Here is a 22195-nt window from a genome sequence, read left to right as displayed (position 1 = left end):
GCGGACCGCGCAGGAGAAGGCAGGGTTGTGCCATGTTGGCGCGGCCCTTTTTTTGTGCCGCTTAACACGCTAATGTTGTTGATGAAAATCGAAAAAATTTAGGAAGGGGAGAGCGCGAGAGGGGAGAACCCTTTTCAAAGGGTTTCCCCTCTCGCATCTTCATTTTCTTTCCCTCTTACCCGATACAGGAGCAGACGTATTTGATCTCGAGGTATTCGTCGATGCCGTACTTGGAGCCTTCGCGGCCGATGCCGGACTGTTTGACGCCGCCGAAGGGGGCGACTTCGTTGGAGACCAGTCCGGTGTTGTGGCCGACCAGGCCGTATTCCAGTCCCTCGGCCACGCGCCAGACCCGGCCGGCGTTTTCCGTGTAGAAGTAGGCGGCCAGGCCGTACTCGGTGTCGTTGGCCGCGGCGATGACTTCCTCTTCGGTCTCGAAGCGGAAAAGCGGGGCCAGGGGGCCGAAGGTCTCCTCGCGGGCCACGCGCATCTCGCGCGTCACGCCGGTCAGGATGGTGGGCTCGAAAAAGCTGCCGCCGAGCGCATGGCGCTTGCCGCCAAGGGCCACTTTCGCGCCTTTGGAGACGGCGTCGGCGATATGGCTTTCCACTTTTTCCACAGCCTTGGCGTCGATCATGGGGCCGATCTGGACGCCCGGCGCGTCGCCCCGGCCGATGGGCATGGCGCCCACGGCGGTGGCGAGCTTTTTCGCGAAGGCGTCGTAGACCCCGGACTGGACGTAGAGCCGGTTGGCGCACACGCAGGTCTGGCCGGCATTGCGGTATTTCGAGGCGATGGCCCCGGCCACGGCGGCGTCGAGGTCGGCGTCGTCGAAGACGATGAAGGGGGCGTTGCCGCCAAGCTCCAGGGAAATGCGCTTGATGGTCGGGGCGCATTGGGCCATGAGCAGGCGGCCGACCTCGGTGGAGCCGGTGAAAGACAGCTTGCGCACGGTGTCGCTGGCGGTCAGCATCGCGCCGATGGCGCGCGAAGAGCCGGTGACGACCTGGAACACGCCGGCCGGCACACCGGCCCGCACGGCCAGCTCGGCCAGGGCCAGGGCGGTAAAGGGCGTCTGGGCGGCCGGGCGCACGATCATGGCGCAGCCGGCGGCCAGGGCCGGTCCGGCCTTACGGGTGATCATGGCCGCCGGGAAGTTCCAGGGCGTGATGGCGGCGGTGACCCCGACCGGCTGCTTGAGCACAATGAGCCGCTTGTCGGCCGTGGGCGCGGGGATCACGTCGCCGTAGACGCGGCGGGCTTCCTCGGCGAACCACTTGATGAAAGACGCCGCGTACATGATCTCGCCCTTGGCCTCGGCCAAGGGCTTCCCCTGCTCGGTGGTGAGGATGGCGGCCAGATCGTCGGCGTTGGCCAGGATAAGGGCGTGCCATTTTTCCAGGACCGCCGCGCGCTGGGGAGCGGCCAGGGCCGCCCAGGGCCGAAAGGCCGCATTCGCCGCCGCGACGACGCCCTCGATTTCCTTTTCGGAGAGCTTGGGCACACGCCCGACCACGGACCCGTCGGCGGGGTTGGTCACTTCCATGGTCTCGCCGCCGGCCGCCGCGACCCATTGGCCGTTCACAAGGCAGGCTTCGCGGAAAAGTTGCGGATCGGAAAGCTGCAACATGATCTTCCCCCTGTTGGTGCGTTGACGCGTTTGACGCCCGGGTTCACCGTGCGCGGAGATACGACTGCTGCCATGAAAATAAATAAAACAAATAGGATAGAACTTCATTTCGCGTGTCGGGCAGCGCGCGCGGCAGGCCGGGGGGCCATTGGGTCCAGGCGTATAAGCCCGGACACGTCCGCCGCGCAAGGGTCGCGCACTCTTTTTCGCCGCTTGGAAACGGCCGCGACGCGAAGGCCTCGGTTGCCTCCGAAGGCGCTTGTGTGCCAGTTTACGGCCAGGGATGCGGCGCGTTTGCCGCGCCCCGAAAAAAATTTCGCGGACCTTCCATGCCAGCCCCCTTCACCGACGCCGACATCCTGCGCTCCCTGACCGGCGCCCTGCTCGCCGTGGACGCCGACGGCCGGGTGGTCACGGCCAATCCGGCGGCCGGAAAGCTGCTTGGGCCGGAGACGGCCGCCCCGGGCGTCGCCCTGCCGCTGGTGCGCCCCGACCTGTGGCAGGCGGCGGCCGGTTGCCTGGCCAGCGGGCAGGGGGCCTGCGCCACCTTCGCCGTGGCCGGCAACGTGCGCACGGCCCGCATCGTGCCCATCACCGGCCCGGACGGCCGCGTCGCCGGCGCGTCGATCCTGTGCGGCGATCCGCAGGGCGGCTGCGGGCCGGTGGTGGACGACCAGCTGCGCTCGGTGCTCGATTCCGTGTCCGACGGCATCTGGATCTGCACGGGCGAGGGCGTGATCCTGGAGATCAACGCCGCCTCGGAGCGGCTCAATTCCATCGAGGCCGCCGACTACATCGGCAAGGACGTCGCCTGCATCGTGGCGGACGGCATGGTGGACCGCTCGGCCACGGTGGAGGTCATGGCCACCAAAAAGCAGGCCAGCATGATCCAGCACATCACCCGCACGGGCAAACAACTGCTGGTCACGGCCTCGCCGGTGCTCGACACCGACGGCCATGTGGCCCTGGTGGTGGTCAACGAGCGCGACGTGACCGAGCTCAACAACCTGCGCCAGGGCTTGCAGCACGCCCGCAAGGTGGAGGAGCGCTACCGCAGCGAGCTGGCCGAACTTTCGCTCTACGAGCTGTCCCAGAAGGACATCGTGGCCCGAAGCCCGCAGATGCAGCGGACCTTGCGCACGCTTTTGAAGCTCGCCCAGATGGACGTGACGCGCATTTTGCTGCTTGGCGAGTCCGGCACGGGCAAGGGGCTTCTCGCCAAATTCCTGCACCAGGTCAGCCCCCGGGCCAAGAAGCCCTTTATCCAGATCAACTGTCCGGCGGTCCCGGAGAACCTCTTCGAGGCGGAAATCTTCGGCTATGAGAAGGGGGCCTTCACCGGAGCCCGGGAAGGCGGCAAGGCCGGGCTTATCGAGCTGGCCATGGGCGGCACGCTTTTTCTCGACGAGGTGGGCGACATTCCGCTCTCGGTCCAGGCCAAGCTGCTCAAGTACCTCGACGACCATGAGCTGCGCCGCCTGGGCGGGTCCGAGTCCCGGGTGGTGGAGTGCCGGGTTGTGGCCGCCACCAACTGCGACATGGAGGGGCTGGTGGAGCGGCGGCTTTTCCGCAAGGATCTCTACTACCGGCTCAACACCTTCGTGGTGCGCATCCTGCCCCTGCGCGAGCGCCGCGAGGACATCTTCGGCCTGGCCGAATTCTACCTGGCCCAGCAAAACGTCCGGCACGGCAAGGCCAAGCGCCTTTCGGCCAAGGCCATGCGCCTGCTCGAGGCCCACGATTTTCCGGGCAACGTGCGCGAGCTGGTGAGCCTGATCCAGAAGGCCTTCGTCATGAGCGAGGACGACGACCTCACCGACGCCCTGGAGGAGGCCTTGGCCCTGGAGGCCGGGGAGGGCGGGGCGGAGGCCGCGCCGCGCAGCCTGGCCGAGTCCACGGACCAGACGAACCTGCGTCGGCTGCGCGAGGCCATGGCCGCCTGTCGCACGACACGGGAGATGGCCGCCTATCTTGGCGTGAGCCAGGCGACCGTGGTACGCAAGCTCAAACGGTACGCCTTGACCCGGGATTGATTCACTTCTGAATCAGCTTCTTCCCGCCGCTGCGCCTCCGGCGGGATGTCCGCATCGACCCCACGGCAGGCGCTTTTCCATAGCCATCCCGCCCTATTTGCCGTTTTTGTTCAAACCGGTGCGTTGCTCCCCTTCCGGGTGTTATGCGATGGCCCGCGAGGTTCCCATGGGGCCGGTGTTTGAAGCCGATTCAGGAATGAATCGGCGGCAATGATTTGCTGTAATTGAATTTTTACAAATATGTTGATTCTTTTATGAATCAAACTCATATCGTTAAAAGCGGGGTGTTTTTATAACTATTTAATATTAAAATATTTTTTTGTAATATGCGACTGGCGTGGTTTTTGCTGCTACGTCGGGTTGACGTTTAGGTGCTTATTGTTCGCGGCGATTTCGCCCACAACCGTCAACTTCGAGGATGCTCCGTGAACACCACTGACAAGGCGAGCCAACTGCAAACGTTGCGTGAACGTTTCGTCCCCAAGGGCCATCCCAACGCCACGCCCTTCTTCGTCGAATCCGCCCAGGGCGCCTTGCTGCGGGACGTCGCCGGCCGCGAATTCATCGATTTCGTCGGCGGCATCGGCGTGCTCAATGTCGGCCACTGCCACCCGCGCGTCGTGGCCGCCATCAAGGACCAGGCCGACAAGTACCTCCACACCTGTTCCATGATCACCATGTACGAGCCGTACGTGGAGCTCGCCCGCCGCGTGTGCGAGGCCGCCGCCGGCGAGAGCCCGAAAAAAGCCCTTTTTGTCAATAGCGGCTCGGAAGCCGTGGAAAACACGGTCAAAATCGCCCGCTGCCACACCGGCCGGCCTGGCGCTGTGTCCATGAAGAACGCCTTCCACGGCCGCACGCTTCTGGCCATGAGCCTCACCAGCAAGGTCAAGCCCTACAAGTACGCCTTCGGCCCCATGGCTTCGGAAGTCTACCAGTACCCGTACTACGCCTACTGCTACCGCTGCCCGCTGGGACTTTCCTATCCCGACTGCGGCGTGGCCTGCGCCGACAAGATGCGCGAATTTTTCATCGGCACCGCCGCCGCCGAGCAGATCGCCTGCATCATCGCCGAACCGGTCCAGGGCGAGGGCGGCTTCGTCGTGCCGCCGGCGGAATTCTTCGTGAAGCTCCGGGCCATCTGCGACGAGTTCGGCATCGTGTTCGTGGCCGACGAGGTCCAGTCCGGCTTCGGCCGCACCTCCAAGCTTTTTGCCATGGAGCATTTCGGCGTGGAGCCCGACCTCATGAGCGTGGCCAAGAGCATGGGCGGCGGTCTGCCTCTGGCCGGCGTCATCGGCAAGGCGGACATCATGGATTCCGTCCATGTCGGCGGCATCGGCGGCACCTACGGCGGCAACCCGCTGGCCTGCCGGGCCGGCCTCGCCGTCATGGACGCCTTCGAGCAGGACGACCTCCTGGGCGCGGCCGTGCGCCTGGGCGACACGCTGAAAGCCCGGTTCGAGGCCTGGAAGGACGAATTCCCCCTCATCGGCGACGCCCGGGGCCTCGGGGCCATGCGCGCCCTGGAGTTCGTCTCCGACCGGGCGACCAAGACGCCCTGTCCCGAAGCGGCCAAGGGCGTGGTCAAGTACTGCCAGGACAATGGCCTGCTCGTGCTTTCCTGCGGCAACTTCGGCAACTGCATCCGCGCGCTCATGCCGCTGGTCATCAGCGACGAGCAGCTCGCGCGCGGCCTGGACATCATGGAACGCGGCATCCGCGAGGTTTCCAAGAACCTCGGCAAATAGACGAGGCCCGACCGACAGCAACCGTCAACCAAGGGGTAACGCATGAAATCGCAGGGTAAACGATCGCTGGTAGCTTGCTGCCTGGCCGCGGCGCTGGGGCTTTTCCTGGCCGCATCGCCGGCCGCCGCCGCCGACAAGGTGGTCAAGATCGGCAACGTCGAGCCCATGTCCGGCCCGTCGGCCTCGGTCGGCGTCCAGGGCAAGCAGGCCCGGGAAATGGCCGTCGAGGAAATAAACGCCGCCGGCGGCATCAAATCCCTGGGCGGGGCCAAGCTCGACCTCGTCTATGCCGACAGCAAGTCCGACCCCACGGTTGGCGTCACCGAGACCGAGCGGCTCATCAACACCGAGAAGGTCAACATCCTGACCGGCTGCTGGAACTCCGCCGTCACCTATCCGGCCACCCAGGTCGCCGAACGCTACGGCATCCCCTTTGTCGTGCCCGTGGCCGTGCGCGACACCATCACCGAGCGCGGCTTCAAGAACATCTTCCGCGTGGCCGCCAAGGACTCCTGGTGGGTGCGCGACCAGTTCCGCTTCCTCAAGGACATGCAGGCGGAAACCGGCACCAAGCTCAACACCATCGCCTTTGTCTTCGAGAACGGCGACTGGGGCACCGGCTTTGCCGAGAAGTGGCGCAAGCTGGCCGAAAAGGACGGCTACAAGGTCGTGCTCGACGAGCCCTATCCGTCCACGGCCACGGACCTGACCCCGGTGGTGACCAAGCTGAAGGCCGCCAATCCCGACATCGTGATGCTCGTCTCCAACGCCGCCGACGCCATCCTCTTGACCAACACCATGGCCGAAATGCAGCTCAAGCCCAAGGTCGTGCTGACCAGCGGCGGCGGCCATGCCGATCCCAAGTTCCTGGAGAATACCGGCGACAACGCCTTGGGCTTTTTCGACGAGGTCGAGTGGAACACCGACGTCAACAAGCCCGGGGCCAAGGAAACCAACGCCAAGTTCAAGAAGAAGTACGGCTACGACATGACCGGCGAATCCGTGGACGCCTACGTCTCCATGTACGTCATCGCCGACGCCCTGGAACGCGCCGGCTCCACCGACCCGGCCAAGCTCCGCGAGGCCCTGGCCACCACCAAGCTCACCACCGGCCCGGCCATGATCGTCTCCTACGACGGCGTCGAGTTCGACAAGGACGGCCAGAACAAGAATGCCGGCATCGTCATCGTCCAGGTGGCCAAGGTCGACGGCAAACCCCAGCGCGTGACCGTGTGGCCGAAGTCCGCCCGTCGCGCCGGCTACACCCCGGTCTTCCCGGCCAACAAGTAACCCCGCAAGCCGCAAACGCTCCGGATCGCCGCCTTCCGGCGGTCCGGAGCAAACGTCCGGAGAGAAGGCCTCATGACCGAGGTGATACAGTCAATCATAAACGGCCTCATGATGGGCGCCATGTACGGGCTGACCGCCCTCGGACTCACCCTGATCTTCGGGGTGATGAAGGTGATCAACTTCGCCCACGGCTCCCTGCTGATGGTCGGCATGTTCAGCGCCTACTGGCTGATCAAGCTCACGGGCATCCACCCGTACCTGGCCCTTATCATCGTTCCACCAATCCTCTATTTCTTCGGCTACTATCTCCAGGACGTGGTGATAAAGCCCGTGTTCAAGTCCGAGCGGGAAGTGCGCGAGCCGGCGACGGTCATCATCGTCACCACCGGCGTCTGGTACGTCCTCGACAACCTGGCGCTCATGTGCTTCGGCGCCGAATACCGCACCGTGCGCACGGCCATTTCCAACAAGTCCATGGCGCTGGGGCCGTATATCGTCTCGATCCCGAAATTTTCCGGCTTCGTGGTGGCGATCCTGACCGCCGTGGGGCTGGCCCTTTTCATGCGCAAGACCAAGATCGGCATGGCGCTTCGGGCCACCGCCCTTGACCGCGAGGCGGCCAACCTCATGGGCATCGACCAGTACAAGGTCTACAACATCGCCTTTGGCCTCGGCACGGCCATCGCCGGCATCGCCGGCTGTGTGCTCATCCCGTTTTACTACGTCTACCCCTCGGTGGGCGTGGTCTTCGACATCCGGGCCTTTATCATCGTGGTGCTCGGCGGGCTCGGCAGCATTCCCGGGGCGCTGCTCGGCGGCCTGGTGATCGGCCTTGTCGAATCGGTCTTTTCCCAGTTTATGGCCTCGACCTGGACCGAAGCGATCATCTACGCAATTTTCCTTATTATTTTGTTCGTAAAACCCTCGGGTTTTTTCGGCAACAAACAGGACTGGTAGGAGGGGACATCGTGAGCCGAAAACAACTCGACACGTCGCTTCTGGGCTTGGCCGCCCTGGTCGCCTTCGGGCTGCCTCTGGTGGTCACCTCGCCAACCTACCTGCAAATTCTCATTTTGCTCTTTTTCTACGCCTACCTGACCACGTCGTGGAACCTGGTCGGCGGCTTTGCCGGCGTGCTGCCCCTCGGGCATTCCGTCTTCGTCGGCATCGGGGCCTACACCTCGACCATCCTGACCCTGCAATACGGCGTTTCGCCCTGGCTCGGCATGTTGGTCGGCGGGGTGCTGGCCGCCATCGTCGGCATCATCATGGGACTCCCCACCTTCCGGTTGCGCGGGGCCTATTTCTGCCTGTGCACCATCGCTTTTGCCGAGGGCATCCGGGTCATCGTCGAAAACATCAACTACCTCGGGCCGCTGCACATAAACGGTCCCCGGGGACTTCTCATACCGCTTACGCAGGGCTCGTTTTGGAATTACCAGTTCATGTCCAAGCTGCCATATTATTACATCATTCTCGTCATGCTGGTCCTCGTGCTGTTCCTGACCTGGGGCATCTCCCGGTCCAAGATCGGCTATTACCTGGCCGCCGGGGGCGAGGAGCCGGAAGCGGCCGGGGCCCTTGGCATCAACGTGGCCAACTACAAGCTTCTGGCCATGGCCTTGTCGTGTTTCTTCACGGCCCTGGCCGGCACCTTCTACGCCCAGCTCATGCTCTACTTCTATCCCAAGGGGCTCATGGGGCTCGACCTCTCCTTCGAGATCGCCTTTATCGCGCTCATCGGCGGCCGGGGCACCATTGCCGGCCCGGTCATCGGCGCGCTGGTGCTTCGGCCCTTAAACGAGTTCACCCGCATCTATTTAAGCGACATGCTGCCGGGCCTGCACCTGGTCATCTTCGGCCTCATCCTCATCCTGGTCATGCTCTACAAGCCGCAGGGCCTGACCGCGCCGCTGGCCGCCGCCTACGACAAACTCGCCCGCAAGATCACCCGCGACGACGTCCCCAAGGGAGAAGCCGCATGAGCAACATCCTTGAAATAACGGCCCTGACCAAGAACTTCGGCGGACTGACGGCGGTCAGTTCCCTGGACCTGCATATCGCCGAAGGCGAGATCATGGCCCTTATAGGCCCGAACGGAGCGGGCAAATCCACGGTCTTCAACCTCGTGGCCGGCGTCTACGCGCCGACCGAGGGAACCATCCGCTTCAAAGGGGAGGCCATAAGCGGCCGCAAGCCCTGGGACCTGTGCAAGATGGGGCTGGCCCGCACCTTCCAGATCGTCAAACCCTTCGCCACCAAAACCGTCCTCTATAATGTCATGGTCGGGGCTTTCCTCCACAGCGGCACCACCCACAAGGCCCGGGAGAAGGCCGAGGAGGTCATCGCCACCTTGGGCCTCGGGGATTTGCGCGACCGTCTGGCCGGAAGCCTCACCATCGCCGACCGCAAGCGCCTGGAGATCGGCAAGGCCCTGGCCACGGGCCCCGAGTTGCTGCTGCTCGACGAGGTCATGGCCGGTCTGCGCCCGACCGAGGTCGACGACATGATCGCCATCATCAAGGGCCTTCGCGACCGGGGCGTGACGGTCTTCGTCATCGAGCACATCATGCGCGCCGTCATGGCCCTCTCCGACCGGGTGGCCGTGCTCCAGTTCGGCCAGAAGATCGCCGAGGGCACGCCCGAAGAGGTGACCAGGGACGAGAACGTCATCAAGGCCTACCTGGGAGGCGACTATGACGCTGCTTAGCGTGGAACATATCGACGTGGCCTACGGCGACGTCCAGGTCATAAACGACCTGTCCCTGACCGTGGAGGAGGGGGAGGTCGTCAGCATCATCGGCGGCAACGGCGCGGGCAAGTCCACGCTGCTCAAGACCATCTCCGGCCTGCTCTCCCCAAGTTCGGGCATCATCCGCTTTCGGGGCGAGCCCATCCAGAGCCTGCCGCCCGAGCGCATCGTAGAACGCGGCATCGTCCAGGTGCCCGAAGGCCGGCGGCTTTTTTCGCTCATGACCGTGGCCGAGAACCTGGCCATCGGCGCCTACACGCCACGGGCCTACAAGGAGCGGGAAAAGACGTTGCGCCAGGTGCATGCGCTGTTGCCGCGCCTGCTCGAACGCCAGGAGCAGATGGCCATGACGCTTTCCGGCGGCGAGCAGCAGATGGTGGCCATCGGCCGGGGGCTTATGGCCCTGCCGGGGCTGCTCATGCTCGACGAGCCGTCGCTCGGCCTGGCCCCGATCCTGGTCAAGTCCATCTTCGAAACGTTGCGCAAGATCGCCGACACCGGCACCACGGTGCTTCTGGTCGAACAGGACGTGAACCATTCGCTGAAACTGTCCGACCGGGGCTACGTGCTGGAACACGGCCGGGTGGCTCTTTCCGGCGAAGCCGGGCAGCTGCTCGAAAATCCGCACATCAAGACGGCCTATCTGGGCATTTGACGATATCCCGGCGGGGGGCTCCGTTCGGGGCCCTGTCCGCCTCACCTTTAGCGCAAGGAGCCAGACAGCATGCTCGTCGGGGATTGGATGTCGCGAAACGTCGTTACGGCGACCGGGGACGTGTCCATGATCAAGGCCGGGCGAATGATGCGCGAACACAAAATCCGCCGCCTGCCCGTCGTGGACAAGGACGGCAAGCTCATCGGCATCGTGTCCGAGCGCGATCTGAAAGCGGCCTCGCCTTCGGACGCCACCTCCCTGGACATGTACGAACTGACCTATCTGCTCTCGGAGATGAAGGTCAAAAACATCATGACCAAATCGCCGCGCTTCATCCGGCCCACGGATACCGTGGAGCGCGCGGCGCTGATCATGCGCGACCTCAAGATCGGGAGCCTGCCGGTCATCGACGCGGACGGCAAGGTGCTGGGCATCATCACGGACACTGACATCTTCCGGCTGTTCGTGTCCATCACCGGCATCGACCAGGACGGCATCCAGATCGGCCTGCGCCTGGGCACGGCCGAGGGGAGCCTCAAGCCCGTGCTCGACGCCCTGCGTGGCCACGAGGCCCGCATCATCAGCATCCTGTCCTCCTACGACCAGGCCGACCCCTCGCGCCGCGACGTCTCCATCCGCATCCAGGGCCTGCCGGAAACCCGCGAACGCGAACTGCATACGATCCTGGCAAAAAACTGCCAGGTCCTCTCTTGGACGAGGGATTGAGAGAGAAGTGCGAGAGGGGAACCCTTTTTGAAAAAAGGGTTCCCCTCTCGCGCTCTCCCCTCCCAAAAACTTTCAATGGGTAGGGCGGATACAGGGCGGGATCGGTCATCGGACCGGTCTCGCTTTTTTTGGGGGCCGGTGAAGCCTCCATCCCCCTTTGAAAGTTTTTGAAGGGGGTCCAGGGGGAAACTTTTTTCAAAAAGTTTCCCCCTGGCCGCCGGAGGCATCCTCCCCCTCTTCCTCTCCTCACCCCCCGCCGACGGCCGGGAACACGCCGACGCGGTCTCCGTCGGCGAGGGGGTGGTCCAGGGGCGAGATGACGCCGTTGACGAAGACGATTTTGACCTCCGCTTCGGCGATGGAAAGCCGCGCGAGGACATCGAGCACGGTTTCACCGGGCGCGATGGGGAAGGCGGCCGCGTCGGCCGGGGCGCGATCGGCCAGGGTGGCGTAGCATTTGATTTCGATGGGCATGGGGGCTCCTCGCGTTACGACGGTTGCGGGGGGGCGTGATGTTCGCCGCAGGCGGGGCAGTCCGGGTTGCGGCGGACGGGGCTTTTCATGAATTCCATGGCCGTGGCGTCGAAAAGGAGCAGGTTGTCGCAAAGGAGTTCGCCGGCCCCGGTGAGGTATTTGAGTGCCTCCGCGGCCTGGATGGTCCCCGTTATGCCGGGCACCGGCCCGAGGAGGCCTTTTTCGGCGCAGGTCGGCGCGCTTTTGGACACATCGCCCATGACGCAACGGTAGCAGGCGCTTTTACCGGGCAGGACGGTCATGGTCTGGCCGACGAACTGCAACACGCCGCCCATGGAAAAGGGGATTCCGGCCAGGATGCAGGCGTCGTTGATCAGGAATTTTGTTTGGAAATTGTCCACGCCGTCCACGACGAAATCGTAGGGAGCGATGATCTTGCCGATATTCGACGCGTCGATCCGCGTATCGTAGGTTCGCACGGAAACGTCGGGGTTGAGCCGTTCGAGCTTTTCCTTGGCCGAAACCACCTTGGGCCGGCCGATATCGTCCGTGGCGTGGAGAATCTGGCGCTGCAAGTTGGAGCGGTCCACGACGTCGCAGTCGAGGATCCCCAGCACGCCGACCCCGGCCGCTGCCAGATAGTAGGCGACGGGCGAACCCAGGCCGCCCGCGCCGATGACGAGCACCTTCCCCCGTGCGATCTTGCGCTGTCCCTCGATGCCGATTCCGGGCAGCACGATGTGCCGGCTGTAGCGCTCCAAAAACATGGCTTCGGATTCCATACGTCTCCCCAGGCTCCCAACGTGTGGCGGCACGGCCCTTGCCGCCATGGGGCGGGCCGGAACAGGACCATGCGGGGGTGTTACAAGGCGATGTCCGTCATGTCTTTTTCTTTCGGGAAATGGGGGTTCCACCAGGAGTGGACCCGCGCCGTGCTGATTTTTTCTTTGGTCCGCAGAAGCCTGATAATCGTATCGAGCACGTCCGACTCCATGGCGTCCTTGGGAAAGATATGCCGCAAAAAGGGGCCGAGTGATTTGAACTGCTCTGGTCTTAAGGAATACGCATGCTCATGCAGGACAATATGTGCCGGCCTGCGATTGGTCTGGAGGTAATAGTCGTTTATGAATTCAAGAATTCTGCATGTTTTTATTCTATTATAATTACAATATCCGAGGATGAGGTCAAAGTCAATATATTCACATGTTGATACGATATCCGGCCAGGAATGGACGAAAATAACCTGGATTCCCTTCTTTTGAAGGGAATCGATGCTCACCTTGGATAATGGTTTGCGTTCATGCGTACTCAAAATATACTTTTTCATACAGGAAGGGATGGCGTTCGATACGTTTCGATCCCGCAGGGCGGGTGTTCCCGGAAATCATCCCATCTTCTTGAACCCCAGCAAGACGCGGTAGGGCCCGGGGACGCCGGGAGGAGCCAGGGCGACTCTGTCGCCGCCATGCACGACGGCCGCATCGGGCTGCATCGCTTTTCCGTTCACGAAGATCACCTCGACCATGCCTTCGCTGATGCCGAGCTGTGCGATGAGTTCGGGGCCGGTCAGTTCTCCCGTAACGGTCAGGATCTTGGGATTGGTCCAATTCTTTAGCCTAAAATACGCGGACAGCCCCATGAAGGCACGGATTTCGACAGCGGATGATTCCGTCACGCCTTTCTCCTTGTCGGCTCATTACGTGAAAGAGATTCTTTTCGGTATGCTGTCTCAAAAACAGCTTGGCGTAAAAGGCATATTTCGTCCGTATGGCTTCGATGCGGCATGCTGCACCTGTCTTGCCGACGAAAAGTGATCGTCCTCCCGATGCATGGACGCAATGGAGGCAGACAGTGTTGCCGTCCGCCTCCATTACGTATTTTCCCTTTACGGGGTGCGCGTTGCACCTCGTGGCGGCTATGGATTGTTAGAAGTTGAGCACCGAATCGACTTCCTCATCCGTGAAGTCCCAGGTCACGTTGTGCGGCGCGCATTCTTCCTCGAAGAACTCCGGCAGCCGGTCGTGGGCGTTGGTAAGCCCGGCCCGCTTGTTGAAGTCGCGCTCGGCGCGCAGGATGTTCTTGCCGAGTTCGACCACGTCGTCCGCCGTCAGGGAGAGGCCGTAGCGGGCGTTGATCATGTCGACTAGCGCGTTGAAGCCGTCGGCGATGTCCAGGATGGCGAAGGCGATGAACAGGCACATGCCGGTGCTGTCCACGGCGGCGGTGGCGATTTGCAGGTTGCGGGACAGCTCCACCTGGCCTTCCTTGCCGAGGGGATCCACGAAGCCGCCGACCTTGAGGATGTTGGTGGCGACGGCGTAGCCGGCGGTGTGGTCGGCGCCCATGGGCGTGGTGGCGTAGGTCAGGCCGACGCCCTTGACCGCGCGCGGATCGTAGGCCGGGATGGCCTGCTTTTTCACCACGGGCACGCGGGACAAGCCGTACATCTGGCCGACGGCCGCCGCGCCGCTGCCCAGGATGCGGCCGAGCGGCGTGCCCTTGCGGATTTCCATGATGAGATCGAGGGAGGCCTTGGCGTCGCCCCAGGGGATGATGCCCGCTTCCATGGCCACGCCCACGGCCACGGCCACGTCGATGGAATCCACGCCGACTTCGTCGAATTCGCGGTCGGCATAGGCGATGGCGTCCAGGTCGTCGATGCAGGCATTGGCCCCGAGCGCCCAGACGGTCTCGTATTCGAAGCCGCTGGTGAGGTATTTGCCTTCCTTGTCATTATAGTGCTGGGAGCAGCGGATGATGCAGCCGGCATGGCAGCCGTGGGTGGTTTTGCCGCCCCGGGCCTCGATGCGCTCGGCCATGGTTTCGCCGCCGATGTCGTTGGCCCAGTCGTTGCGGCCGGTGCGGAAGTTTTTGGTGGGCAGACCGCCGGCTTCGTTAAGGATGTTGACCAGGACGTTGGTGCCGTACTTCGGCAGGCCCTGGCCGGTGACCGGGTGGGTGGTCAGGGCGGTGGTGAACCGCTTGGAAGCGCTCTTGAAGGCTTCGACATCGGCGATGGCGACCTTGCCCGCGCCGGTGTCGTCGATGACGACGGCCTTGATTTTCTTGGAACCCATGACCGCGCCCAGGCCGCCGCGACCGGCGCTGCGGATGTTGCTCTGGGGGTCGGCAAAGGAAATGTTGGCCGCGGTCAGGCGCATTTCGCCCGCCGGTCCGATGATGGCCACGCCGACCTTGGGCCCGTATTTTGCTTGGAGCACCTTGATGGCTGCGTAGTTGCCCATGCCGATGGTTTCGGCGGGAGCCTCGTCGAAGGACACGCCGTCCATGGTGATCTTGACCACGTAGTACTTGTCTTCGGCCGGGATCTCCTCGAACACGATGGCCTTGATGTCCATCTTGGACATCTTCTGGCCAAAGGTGCCGCCGGTGTTGCTTTCCTTGATGCCGCCGGTGAGCGGGCTTTTCGCGCCGCAGGAAAGCCGGCCGGAGTTGGCCGCGCTCGTGCCGGTCAGATAGCCGGGGGCGAAGATGAGCTTGTTGTAATGGCCGAGCGGATGGCACGAGGCTTTGACTTCATTGGCCACGAACGTGGAGGTCAGGCCGCGTCCGGCCAGGCCGGCATAGTTTTCCGGGCATTCCTCGGTGGTGACCTTTTTGGATTTCATATCCACTCTGATAAACTTGGGCATAACCCCTCCGCTGTTATGATGGACGTACGCCATGTTTTCACATCTAAAACCAAAAATTTCGCTGCAATACGTTGATGTCCATCCGTTGTTTGTTTGGTATTGGGCACTCCCCGCAACCGCTCCGAGCCGCCAAGCGCGGGCGGGCAAGGCCGCGCGCCGTCTTTCTTCGGTTAAAAATAGCAAGTCTCGAGCCAAAAAAAATATCCAATATATTAATGGGTTGTGTTTTTGTTGTTGGATACTTTTGAAAAAAAGCGGGGACGTTTGGCCGACGTCAAGCGGCGGAAGGGCGCTTGACGGGCCATTTTTTATGTTAAATTAAATATTACAACCGGTTCTGGCTGTAGCCAAAATGACCCGGTTGCGGATGGATGTTGGGTCAAAAATAAACACTGACACGCGATATGAGTCAAATCGTGACGAAGAGAGAAAAAAGCCGCATTTTCTGGGTGTTCGGTGCGACAAGGCTGTCCGGCCGGCTTCGCCGGTCACGAATACCTGCCCTGAGGTGTTCCGGGCGGGTGGGGGCGGGGGGAACCGTTTCCTCAGAAAGGTTCCCCCCCGGAGCGATGCCTTACGACAGGCGTTCGGGAACGGCTTCGACCTCAACGGCTTCGGCTTCGACGGGGGCGACAGCGAGTTCCGTCGCCAGGCGCAGCTTGCTGTGCTTGATCCCGTAGAGGAAGTAGATGCAAAGGCCGATGCCCAGCCAGACCAGCAGTCGGATCCAGGTCGCGCCCGGCAGACCGCAGGCCAGGTACAGGCAGCTGAGGCAGCCCAGGATCGGCGTTATCGGCATAAGCGGGGTGCGGAACGGGCGTTCCAGGTCGGGTTGGCGATAGCGCAGGACAAGCACGCCGGCACAGACGACGGCGAACGCGAACAGCGTGCCGATGGAGACCAGCTCGCCCAGAATGCCGATGGGAAAAAATCCCGAAACCAGGGACACGACAACCCCGGTGACCGCCGTGGTCATGACGGGCGTGCCGAACCGGGGATGCATCTTCGAGAAGCTCGGCGGCAGCAGGCCATCCCGGGACATGCTGAAAAACACCCGGGGTTGTCCCATGAGAAAGACCAGGATCACCGAAGTCAGGCCGGCGATGGCGCCGAGTTTGACCAGGATGGACAGCCACGGCATGCCCATGATGTCGATGGCCACGGCCACCGGGTCGGACACGTTGAGCTTCGTGTAGTGCGCCACCCCGGTAATGACCAGGGAAACCAGGATGTACAGGATGGTGCAGATGACCAGGGAGCCCAGGATGCCGATGGGCATGTCGCGTTGCGGGTTGCGTGCTTCCTGGGCCGTGGTGGAAACCGCGTCGAAGCCGATATAGGCGAAAAAGACCACTCCGGCCGCGCGTACGATGCCGGAGAGGCCGAAGTGGCCGAACTCACCGGTGTTTTTCGGCAAAAACGGCATCCAGTTGGACGGCGTGACATAGAAGGCGCCGACCGCGATGACCAGAAGGACGATACAGATTTTCAGCGCCACAATACAGGCGTTGACCGTGGCGGATTCCTTGATGCCGCGGATGAGCACCCCCGTAAGCAGCAGCACGATAAGACACGCCGGCAAGTTGAAAAGCGACGTGGCGTGCGGCAGATCGGCCAGATTGACCCCGGCGGCCTGCACGTCCCTGGCATAGGCCGAAAGCTGGTACCAGCCTTCGGGCATGCTGAGATGGATTTTCTGCAACAGGGCGCTGGAAAGGAAGATCAGATGGGTTCCGGGCGCATCGATGAAGTCGGGGGGCACATGGACGCCGACGGTTTTGAGAAAGCTCACCATGTAGCCCGACCAGCCGACGGCCACGGTGGAGGCGCACACGGCGTACTCCAGTATCAGATCCCAGCCGATGAACCAGGCCAGCATTTCGCCCAAGGTGGCATAGGCATAGGTGTAGGCGCTGCCGGCGATGGGGATCATGGAGGCGAACTCCGCATAGCAGAGTCCGGCGAAGCCGCAACAGATGGCGGCCAGCACGAAGGACAACACGACAGCCGGGCCGGCATAATCCGCCGCGGCCTGCCCGGTTAAGACGAAGATTCCCGCCCCGATGACCGCGCCGATGCCGATGGCCGTCAGGTTGATGGGCCCCAGAGTCTTCTTGAAACCGTTTTTGAGCGTGGCTTCTTTTTGCAACGCAGCGATACTTTTTCTTCTCCACAGATTGTCCATTGCATTTCCTTACGGGCTTTTTGTGTTAAATGCCTGAAATGGATATAGAATGGATCGAAACGCCATCCGTGTGGTGTTGTCTTCTCCTTTTGGCCGCCGACCCACGAGCGCCGGTAGAGGTTGTGCTTCGTTGCCCTTGCCGGGGCGGAAATCGTCCTTTTGGGGCTTTTGGGAAAATGCCGTCGCCAGGAACGCGCCCACTTTGGCGCGCCCTCCGTCTGGGCCCCGAAGGACGGCAGGCGGGAGGCGCGAAATGCCGGACTCCCGGGTGCGGCGCTTTGGAAACCGCACCCGGGGCGTAGGGGCTATCTACAGCAGGCTTTCCACCGGCGTGTAAGCAAGGCCAAAGGCATCGGAAACGCCCTTGAAGGTGATCTTGCCGTCCACGGCGTTGGCGCCGCGTTTGATCTCCAGCGTATCGCGCATGGCCTGCTTCCAACCCTTGGTGGCGATTTCCAGGGCATAGGGCAGGGTCGCGTTCGTCAAGGCCATGGTCGAGGTCTTGGCGACGGCGCCTGGCATGTTGGCCACGCAATAGTGGACGACCCCATCCACGGTGTAGATGGGGTCGGTGTGCGTCGTGGGCTTGGAAGTCTCGAAGCACCCACCCTGGTCGATGGCCACATCCACCAGGACGGAACCCTTCTTCATGGTCTTGAGCATGTCCTTGGTGACCAGCTTGGGCGTTTTGGCGCCGGGGATGAGCACCGCGCCGACCACGACGTCAGCCTGCTTGACCAGCTCGCGCACCGTGGCCGGGCTCGACATGAGCGGGAAGCAGTTTTTCGGCATGATGTCGGAAAGATAGCGCAGACGATCCAGGTTCATGTCCAGGAGGTAGACCTTGGCGCCCAGGCCGCAGGCCATCTTGGCCGCATTGGCGCCGACTTCGCCGCCGCCGATGACCAGCACGACCGCCGGAGCCACGCCAGTGACGCCGCCGAGCAGCACGCCATGGCCGCCATGTTCCATCTCCAGGTACTTGGCGCCCTGCTGAATAGCCATTCTGCCGGCGACTTCGCTCATGGGTGTGAGCAGGGGGAGGGAACCGTCGGCCCGCTGCATGGTTTCGTAGGCGATGGCGATGCACTTGCTGTTGATGATGCCCTTGGTAAGCTCCTCATCGGCCGCCAGGTGGAGATAGGTGAACACGATCTGTCCTTCGCGGATCAGGCCGTATTCCTGGGCCAGAGGCTCCTTGACGTGCATCACCATTTCGGAGCGCGCGTAGACTTCCTTGGCCGTCGCCACGATTTCCGCCCCGGCTTCGACATAGGCGGCATCCGGGAAGCCACTGCCGGCGCCCGCATTGCGCTCGACCAGCAGGGTGTGGCCACGCTGGCACATCACTTCCACGCCGGCAGGAGTCATGCAGACACGGTGTTCTTCCGTTTTGATCTCTTTGAGAATTCCGACAATCATTTCGACGCTCCGGGTTGCAAGTTGTGAATTCGGGGCCCTGCCTTTTGGCTTTTTCTAAAAAAGTAAATTGCTTGCCAAAGGAACGCCCCGTATTTTTGGGTCCCAGGCGTTGCGCTCCGCTGTCGGGCGCGGTGGCGCTCTTAAAAATTGTTTTCCATAACATTCTGTTTTTTAAATATAATTTTTTACAAACCTGGACAGTCGACATGGCGGCATGCGCCACTGCCGCAGTGCTCCGCAATGTATAACAATCGTGTCAGTGTAACGAAGACGTGCCACTGTTTCCAAGGTATTTGGAAACATGCTGGAATATGGAGAGGTTGGCTTTCTGGAAAGAAATGTTTCCAGATGGTTCGTCAGCTTTCCAAATGGTGCTTCTGGAGCTTGTTGCGCAGGGCCGTATGCGAGATGCCAAGTGTCTTGGCGGCTTGGCGCAGGCTTTTTTTCTCTTTCAAGGCGGCGAGCAGCAGGCCGCGCTCATAGCGGTCGATGGCGACGCGCAGTGGTTCTCCCGAGAACTCGGGGGAGGTGGGCGGGACGGCCTTGTGGGAGCGCCCGAGTTCGTGGACGAGCAGGATGGAATCCGCGCCGATGGTCGTGGATTCGGACAGGATGGCGGCCCGCTCCACGACGTTTTTGAGTTCGCGGACGTTGCCGGGCCAGTGGTGCTGGATGAGCCTTTTTTGGGCCTGGGCGTCGAAGGACAGCAATCCCTTGCCGAGCCTGGACGAGAGCTGAAACAGGAAGTGCTCGGCGAGAATGGGGATGTCCTCCGGGCGTTCGCGAAGCGGCGGGATGTGCAGGGGGAGAACGTTGATGCGGTAGTAGAGGTCCTCGCGGAAAAGGTGTTTCCCGACGAGTTCCTCCAGATTGCGGTTGGTGGCCGTGATGATGCGGGCGTTGACCGGGATTTCGCGGCCGTCGCCCAGGCGGCGTATGCGGCGGCTCTGGATCAGGCGGAGGATCTTGGCCTGGGCCGTGAGCGGCATTTCGCCAATTTCGTCGAGAAAAACCGTCCCGTCGCCGGCGATCTCGAACAAGCCGGGACGGCCTTGTTTTCTGGCCCCGGAAAAGGCGCCGCCCACATAGCCGAACAATTCGCTTTCGAGCAGCGTTTCCGGGACGGCCGCGCAGTTGATGGTCACGAATTGGCCGCCCCGCCCGCTCCCCGTGTGTATGGCCTGGGCAAGGAGGTCCTTGCCCGTGCCGGATTCGCCTCGGATGGTGATGATGGCCTCGGTGGCGGCGATTTTTTCGGCGATGCCCACCGCTTGGCGCAACGCGGCGCTGGTGCCGATGATGTCGCTGAAACCGATCTCGTCGGGCTCGCACATGGTCTTGGCCAGGCTTTTTATTTCCTGCGCGTCCTTGACGATTTCAATGGCTCCCAGAACATCGCCGGAATCGTCCATGATCGGTCGGGCCGTGACAAAGTACTGCAGGCGTTTTTTCCCATGGAGCATGCTTTTCTTGACATTATTGAAGCGCTTTCCATGCAGGCAGTCGAGTATGGGGCTGTCCGGGAAATGCAATTCGCGGATATGCTTGCCGATGATGTCATCGGTCTGGCACTTGAAGTTGCTCCGGGCGATGCTGTTTATCAGGGTAAGGCATCCGCTTCCATCAATGGCAATAACCGATTCGTCGATATTGTCGAGGACGATACGGAGGAGGTTTTCTTGCTTTTCGTGCGGCATGACGCTGATAAACTGAATTTCGAGCAGATCGTTGAAACAGGCAAGCATTTTGAGGATGTTTTCGCGGGGGCAGGGTTTGTCCCCATGGTCGATCTCAATGAAAAGGTGTGCGCATCCTTCTTTTTGCACGACTTCCATTGTCAAGATATTAAGGCCATTGCGGGCAAGTTGTGAAGAAATATCGGATACGATACCGACACGGTCCTTGAAATTAAGATGCAACTTACTCATTTTCGCCCTCGGTCTGCAGCAAAATCATGCAAGGATACAACACAGGCAGGGCCGGAGATACGATCCTGTTGCCGGCGGCCGTCGGGAAAAGCAGGCGCAAGCTATTCCTGTTTGGGGTTGCCCGCAATCCTTGTCGGGAACTCTTTTATAGCGTGTGGGGGAAGAGGGCGGATTTCGGCCGGGGCGGCGATGGGAGGCGAAGGGCGGGGCTTCTGGCCGAGCACCACCCTTTTGCTCGTGCCAAACTGATCGCTTCCCCGCTCGACCTGGGGGAGCAATAGGTCGCAACGAAAAAGGGGCCGGCCTTTGGGCCAACCCCTTGATTTCTTTTTGGTGCGCCCGGCAGGATTCGAACCTGCGACCTACGGATTCGTAGTCTCGCGGATAGCTAAATTATATTAGCTAGTTATAGTGAATTTTTTAAAAATTTCGCTCCCATAGCCTCTCGCCCACCCTCACATTTTCCCGCCTTTTCGCCCCGATTCGCATCCCCGGTGGAGCAAAATTGGAGCAAGTGAAGCAGGGGATGGGGCGTAATTTAGATGGGCTCGCTCTCGCGGAACTGCGGCTCGGGTTCTTCCGTGCAATCATCCACCGGATATGTCAGTGTGAATGTAATTTTTAAAAATGGAAGAATTTTTTTTAATCCGTCATCAATATCTTTTATATCGTAGTCGTTTATTAAAAAATTATACGACTCGGTCAGTAGCTTGTTGTAATTATTTATAAAATAACGAATTTTAGGTTTAATCGGCACGCCAGACTGGATCAAGACGTTGAGCCGCTCCTCCACGGCTGCCAAATACTCTTGATCGATTTCATTGGATTTTTCCCCGACACACTCGCCAGTCAGCAGCCAATCCAGGCTAACCCCAGTTTTTGCTTTTAAATTTAAGAGAAATTCTGTGCTTGGGACACGTTTGCCTCTTAGGTAGGCATATAAAGTAGGGCCTGCGACCCCCATTACTTTGGCTTTTTCTTCAACGTTTTCTCCGGGAATTTTTCGAAGAGTAAGTTCAAGTCGGTCATGTATTTCCATGATAACCACCTAAAATAATAAATTAAAAATAAATGAAATTTATTTTTTATTTTGGTTGTTTTTTTAAAAAAATTGAAATAAAACGATTTTCAGGCAGTGAATGTAGGCTTCTCTGTCTCGTTTTTAAAAAAATAACATTTTTTGGAACGAGGTCAACCTCAATGCAACCCAACGTAAATATTACAGAATTGGAGATCAAGGCAGGGCTGTCACTTGCTGGATATTCGATCGCAGGTTTGGCGCATGACCTTGGTGTTTCAACAGCCCATATTCACAATGTCATCAAAGGTAATAGCAAGAGCAGAAAAATCAGTAATGCAATACGTGAAAAAGCAAAGCGCGTCAAAATCATAGTGATCGACGATTAGGTGCTCGCCATGGATCCGATTCTAGAAAAGTCAGATCTTGCAAAGGTCTTCAAGACGACCGTCAAGGCGATTGAAAACCATTTGTCACGCAAGAATTACGACATAATACCGGCTCCGATCCGGCTTGGCCGCCGTCCGGTGTGGCTTGAATCGCAGGTGCAAGAATTTTTTAATGCGAAGTTGACGGCGCAACAGGCGCTAACACCGCCCTCGTTGTCGCAAAAAAAGAAGCGCGGTCGGCCACGCAAGACAGTTTAGTTAAATCATTTATCGCACGGCGCGCAACATA

The 22195-nt window shown here is 60.9% G+C and carries 21 protein-coding genes; 11 read left to right on the top strand and 10 right to left on the bottom strand.

Annotated features, from left to right (window positions below; all coding sequences use genetic code 11):
* Positions 1-175 precede the first annotated feature (175 nt).
* The gene (locus tag DESFRDRAFT_RS12255; protein ID WP_005994339.1) at positions 176-1630 is read right to left on the bottom strand and encodes an NAD-dependent succinate-semialdehyde dehydrogenase; all 1455 of its coding nucleotides are present in this window, start codon (positions 1628-1630) and stop codon (positions 176-178) included.
* Between the two features lie 329 nt (positions 1631-1959).
* On the opposite strand from DESFRDRAFT_RS12255, the gene DESFRDRAFT_RS12250 reads away from it, so the two are divergent.
* From DESFRDRAFT_RS12250 to DESFRDRAFT_RS12215, 8 genes are all read left to right on the top strand, one after another.
* On the top strand, positions 1960-3663 hold the full coding sequence (locus tag DESFRDRAFT_RS12250; protein WP_005994338.1) for a sigma 54-interacting transcriptional regulator: 1704 nt from the start codon (positions 1960-1962) through the stop codon (positions 3661-3663).
* A 425-nt stretch (positions 3664-4088) separates the two neighbouring features.
* Positions 4089-5414, top strand: a complete 1326-nt coding sequence (gene gabT, locus DESFRDRAFT_RS12245; protein ID WP_005994337.1) for a 4-aminobutyrate--2-oxoglutarate transaminase — start codon at positions 4089-4091, stop codon at positions 5412-5414.
* 42 nt (positions 5415-5456) lie between these two features.
* Complete coding sequence (locus DESFRDRAFT_RS12240; protein WP_005994336.1) at positions 5457-6704, top strand: ABC transporter substrate-binding protein; 1248 nt, start codon at positions 5457-5459, stop codon at positions 6702-6704.
* Between the two features lie 72 nt (positions 6705-6776).
* Complete coding sequence (locus tag DESFRDRAFT_RS12235; protein ID WP_005994335.1) at positions 6777-7661, top strand: branched-chain amino acid ABC transporter permease; 885 nt, start codon at positions 6777-6779, stop codon at positions 7659-7661.
* An 11-nt stretch (positions 7662-7672) separates the two neighbouring features.
* Positions 7673-8689: a branched-chain amino acid ABC transporter permease gene (locus DESFRDRAFT_RS12230; protein WP_005994334.1), complete on the top strand. Its 1017-nt coding sequence runs from the start codon at positions 7673-7675 to the stop codon at positions 8687-8689.
* Positions 8686-9414 carry an ABC transporter ATP-binding protein gene (locus DESFRDRAFT_RS12225; protein ID WP_005994333.1) on the top strand — a complete coding sequence of 243 codons (729 nt, stop codon included), beginning with the start codon at positions 8686-8688 and terminating at the stop codon, positions 9412-9414. Before DESFRDRAFT_RS12230 ends, DESFRDRAFT_RS12225 begins: the two co-directional genes overlap by 4 nt.
* Complete coding sequence (locus DESFRDRAFT_RS12220; RefSeq protein ID WP_005994331.1) at positions 9401-10111, top strand: ABC transporter ATP-binding protein; 711 nt, start codon at positions 9401-9403, stop codon at positions 10109-10111. Before DESFRDRAFT_RS12225 ends, DESFRDRAFT_RS12220 begins: the two co-directional genes overlap by 14 nt.
* Positions 10112-10180: 69 nt before the next feature.
* Positions 10181-10837 carry a CBS and ACT domain-containing protein gene (locus DESFRDRAFT_RS12215; protein WP_005994330.1) on the top strand — a complete coding sequence of 219 codons (657 nt, stop codon included), beginning with the start codon at positions 10181-10183 and terminating at the stop codon, positions 10835-10837.
* 246 nt (positions 10838-11083) lie between these two features.
* Here DESFRDRAFT_RS12215 and DESFRDRAFT_RS12210 read toward each other — a convergent pair whose 3' ends face one another.
* From DESFRDRAFT_RS12210 to DESFRDRAFT_RS12180, 8 genes are all read right to left on the bottom strand, one after another.
* The gene (locus tag DESFRDRAFT_RS12210; protein WP_005994328.1) at positions 11084-11311 is read right to left on the bottom strand and encodes a MoaD/ThiS family protein; all 228 of its coding nucleotides are present in this window, start codon (positions 11309-11311) and stop codon (positions 11084-11086) included.
* Positions 11312-11325: 14 nt separating this feature from the next.
* Positions 11326-12093, bottom strand: a complete 768-nt coding sequence (locus DESFRDRAFT_RS12205; RefSeq protein ID WP_005994326.1) for a HesA/MoeB/ThiF family protein — start codon at positions 12091-12093, stop codon at positions 11326-11328.
* 80 nt (positions 12094-12173) lie between these two features.
* Positions 12174-12638: a hypothetical protein gene (locus tag DESFRDRAFT_RS22280; RefSeq protein WP_005994324.1), complete on the bottom strand. Its 465-nt coding sequence runs from the start codon at positions 12636-12638 to the stop codon at positions 12174-12176.
* Between the two features lie 57 nt (positions 12639-12695).
* Complete coding sequence (locus DESFRDRAFT_RS12200) at positions 12696-12986, bottom strand: hypothetical protein (RefSeq protein WP_005994322.1); 291 nt, start codon at positions 12984-12986, stop codon at positions 12696-12698.
* Between the two features lie 250 nt (positions 12987-13236).
* Positions 13237-14964: an aldehyde ferredoxin oxidoreductase family protein gene (locus DESFRDRAFT_RS12195; RefSeq protein ID WP_005994320.1), complete on the bottom strand. Its 1728-nt coding sequence runs from the start codon at positions 14962-14964 to the stop codon at positions 13237-13239.
* 574 nt (positions 14965-15538) lie between these two features.
* Positions 15539-17149, bottom strand: a complete 1611-nt coding sequence (locus DESFRDRAFT_RS12190; protein ID WP_005994318.1) for an amino acid permease — start codon at positions 17147-17149, stop codon at positions 15539-15541.
* A gap of 309 nt (positions 17150-17458) precedes the next feature.
* Positions 17459-18571: an alanine dehydrogenase gene (ald, locus tag DESFRDRAFT_RS12185; protein WP_005994316.1), complete on the bottom strand. Its 1113-nt coding sequence runs from the start codon at positions 18569-18571 to the stop codon at positions 17459-17461.
* A 356-nt stretch (positions 18572-18927) separates the two neighbouring features.
* Positions 18928-20268 (bottom strand): sigma-54 interaction domain-containing protein, encoded by a 1341-nt coding sequence (locus DESFRDRAFT_RS12180; protein ID WP_336884668.1) that lies wholly within the window; start codon positions 20266-20268, stop codon positions 18928-18930.
* Between DESFRDRAFT_RS12180 and DESFRDRAFT_RS23195 the strand changes: the two genes are divergently transcribed.
* A complete protein-coding gene (locus DESFRDRAFT_RS23195; protein ID WP_336884667.1) occupies positions 20251-20442 on the top strand; it encodes a hypothetical protein in 192 nt (63 codons plus the stop codon). The two genes, DESFRDRAFT_RS12180 and DESFRDRAFT_RS23195, sit on opposite strands and share 18 nt — an antisense overlap.
* Positions 20443-21037: 595 nt before the next feature.
* Here the strand turns inward: DESFRDRAFT_RS23195 and DESFRDRAFT_RS12175 are convergent.
* Entirely contained in the window at positions 21038-21538 is a 501-nt protein-coding gene (locus tag DESFRDRAFT_RS12175; RefSeq protein ID WP_005994314.1) for a helix-turn-helix domain-containing protein, read from the bottom strand.
* A 161-nt stretch (positions 21539-21699) separates the two neighbouring features.
* Between DESFRDRAFT_RS12175 and DESFRDRAFT_RS22275 the strand changes: the two genes are divergently transcribed.
* Together DESFRDRAFT_RS22275 and DESFRDRAFT_RS22270 are read left to right on the top strand one after the other, a co-directional pair.
* Entirely contained in the window at positions 21700-21906 is a 207-nt protein-coding gene (locus DESFRDRAFT_RS22275) for a hypothetical protein (protein WP_144005033.1), read from the top strand.
* Positions 21907-21915: 9 nt separating this feature from the next.
* The gene (locus DESFRDRAFT_RS22270) at positions 21916-22164 is read left to right on the top strand and encodes a hypothetical protein (protein ID WP_144005032.1); all 249 of its coding nucleotides are present in this window, start codon (positions 21916-21918) and stop codon (positions 22162-22164) included.
* The last annotated feature ends 31 nt before the right edge of the window (positions 22165-22195 follow it).

The sequence above is a fragment of the Solidesulfovibrio fructosivorans JJ] genome, assembly GCF_000179555.1.
GTDB lineage: Bacteria > Desulfobacterota > Desulfovibrionia > Desulfovibrionales > Desulfovibrionaceae > Solidesulfovibrio > Solidesulfovibrio fructosivorans.
The sequence above is the reverse complement of the archived record's forward strand: the minus strand, read 5'-3'. Positions and strand labels throughout refer to the sequence as shown.

Bases quoted from the DNA above. Each gene is read 5' to 3' on its own strand.
- DESFRDRAFT_RS22280 (WP_005994324.1), bottom strand. From the start codon at position 12,638: ATGAAAAAGTATATTTTGAGTACGCATGAACGCAAACCATTATCCAAG.
- DESFRDRAFT_RS12175 (WP_005994314.1), bottom strand. From the start codon at position 21,538: ATGGAAATACATGACCGACTTGAACTTACTCTTCGAAAAATTCCCGGA.
- DESFRDRAFT_RS12225 (WP_005994333.1), top strand. From the start codon at position 8,686: ATGAGCAACATCCTTGAAATAACGGCCCTGACCAAGAACTTCGGCGGA.
- DESFRDRAFT_RS22270 (WP_144005032.1), top strand. From the start codon at position 21,916: ATGGATCCGATTCTAGAAAAGTCAGATCTTGCAAAGGTCTTCAAGACG.
- DESFRDRAFT_RS12215 (WP_005994330.1), top strand. From the start codon at position 10,181: ATGCTCGTCGGGGATTGGATGTCGCGAAACGTCGTTACGGCGACCGGG.
- DESFRDRAFT_RS12255 (WP_005994339.1), bottom strand. From the start codon at position 1,630: ATGTTGCAGCTTTCCGATCCGCAACTTTTCCGCGAAGCCTGCCTTGTG.
- DESFRDRAFT_RS12240 (WP_005994336.1), top strand. From the start codon at position 5,457: ATGAAATCGCAGGGTAAACGATCGCTGGTAGCTTGCTGCCTGGCCGCG.
- DESFRDRAFT_RS12210 (WP_005994328.1), bottom strand. From the start codon at position 11,311: ATGCCCATCGAAATCAAATGCTACGCCACCCTGGCCGATCGCGCCCCG.
- DESFRDRAFT_RS12205 (WP_005994326.1), bottom strand. From the start codon at position 12,093: ATGGAATCCGAAGCCATGTTTTTGGAGCGCTACAGCCGGCACATCGTG.
- DESFRDRAFT_RS12250 (WP_005994338.1), top strand. From the start codon at position 1,960: ATGCCAGCCCCCTTCACCGACGCCGACATCCTGCGCTCCCTGACCGGC.
- DESFRDRAFT_RS12190 (WP_005994318.1), bottom strand. From the start codon at position 17,149: ATGGACAATCTGTGGAGAAGAAAAAGTATCGCTGCGTTGCAAAAAGAA.
- DESFRDRAFT_RS22275 (WP_144005033.1), top strand. From the start codon at position 21,700: ATGCAACCCAACGTAAATATTACAGAATTGGAGATCAAGGCAGGGCTG.
- DESFRDRAFT_RS12220 (WP_005994331.1), top strand. From the start codon at position 9,401: ATGACGCTGCTTAGCGTGGAACATATCGACGTGGCCTACGGCGACGTC.
- DESFRDRAFT_RS12235 (WP_005994335.1), top strand. From the start codon at position 6,777: ATGACCGAGGTGATACAGTCAATCATAAACGGCCTCATGATGGGCGCC.
- DESFRDRAFT_RS12195 (WP_005994320.1), bottom strand. From the start codon at position 14,964: ATGCCCAAGTTTATCAGAGTGGATATGAAATCCAAAAAGGTCACCACC.
- ald (WP_005994316.1), bottom strand. From the start codon at position 18,571: ATGATTGTCGGAATTCTCAAAGAGATCAAAACGGAAGAACACCGTGTC.
- DESFRDRAFT_RS12180 (WP_336884668.1), bottom strand. From the start codon at position 20,268: ATGCCGCACGAAAAGCAAGAAAACCTCCTCCGTATCGTCCTCGACAAT.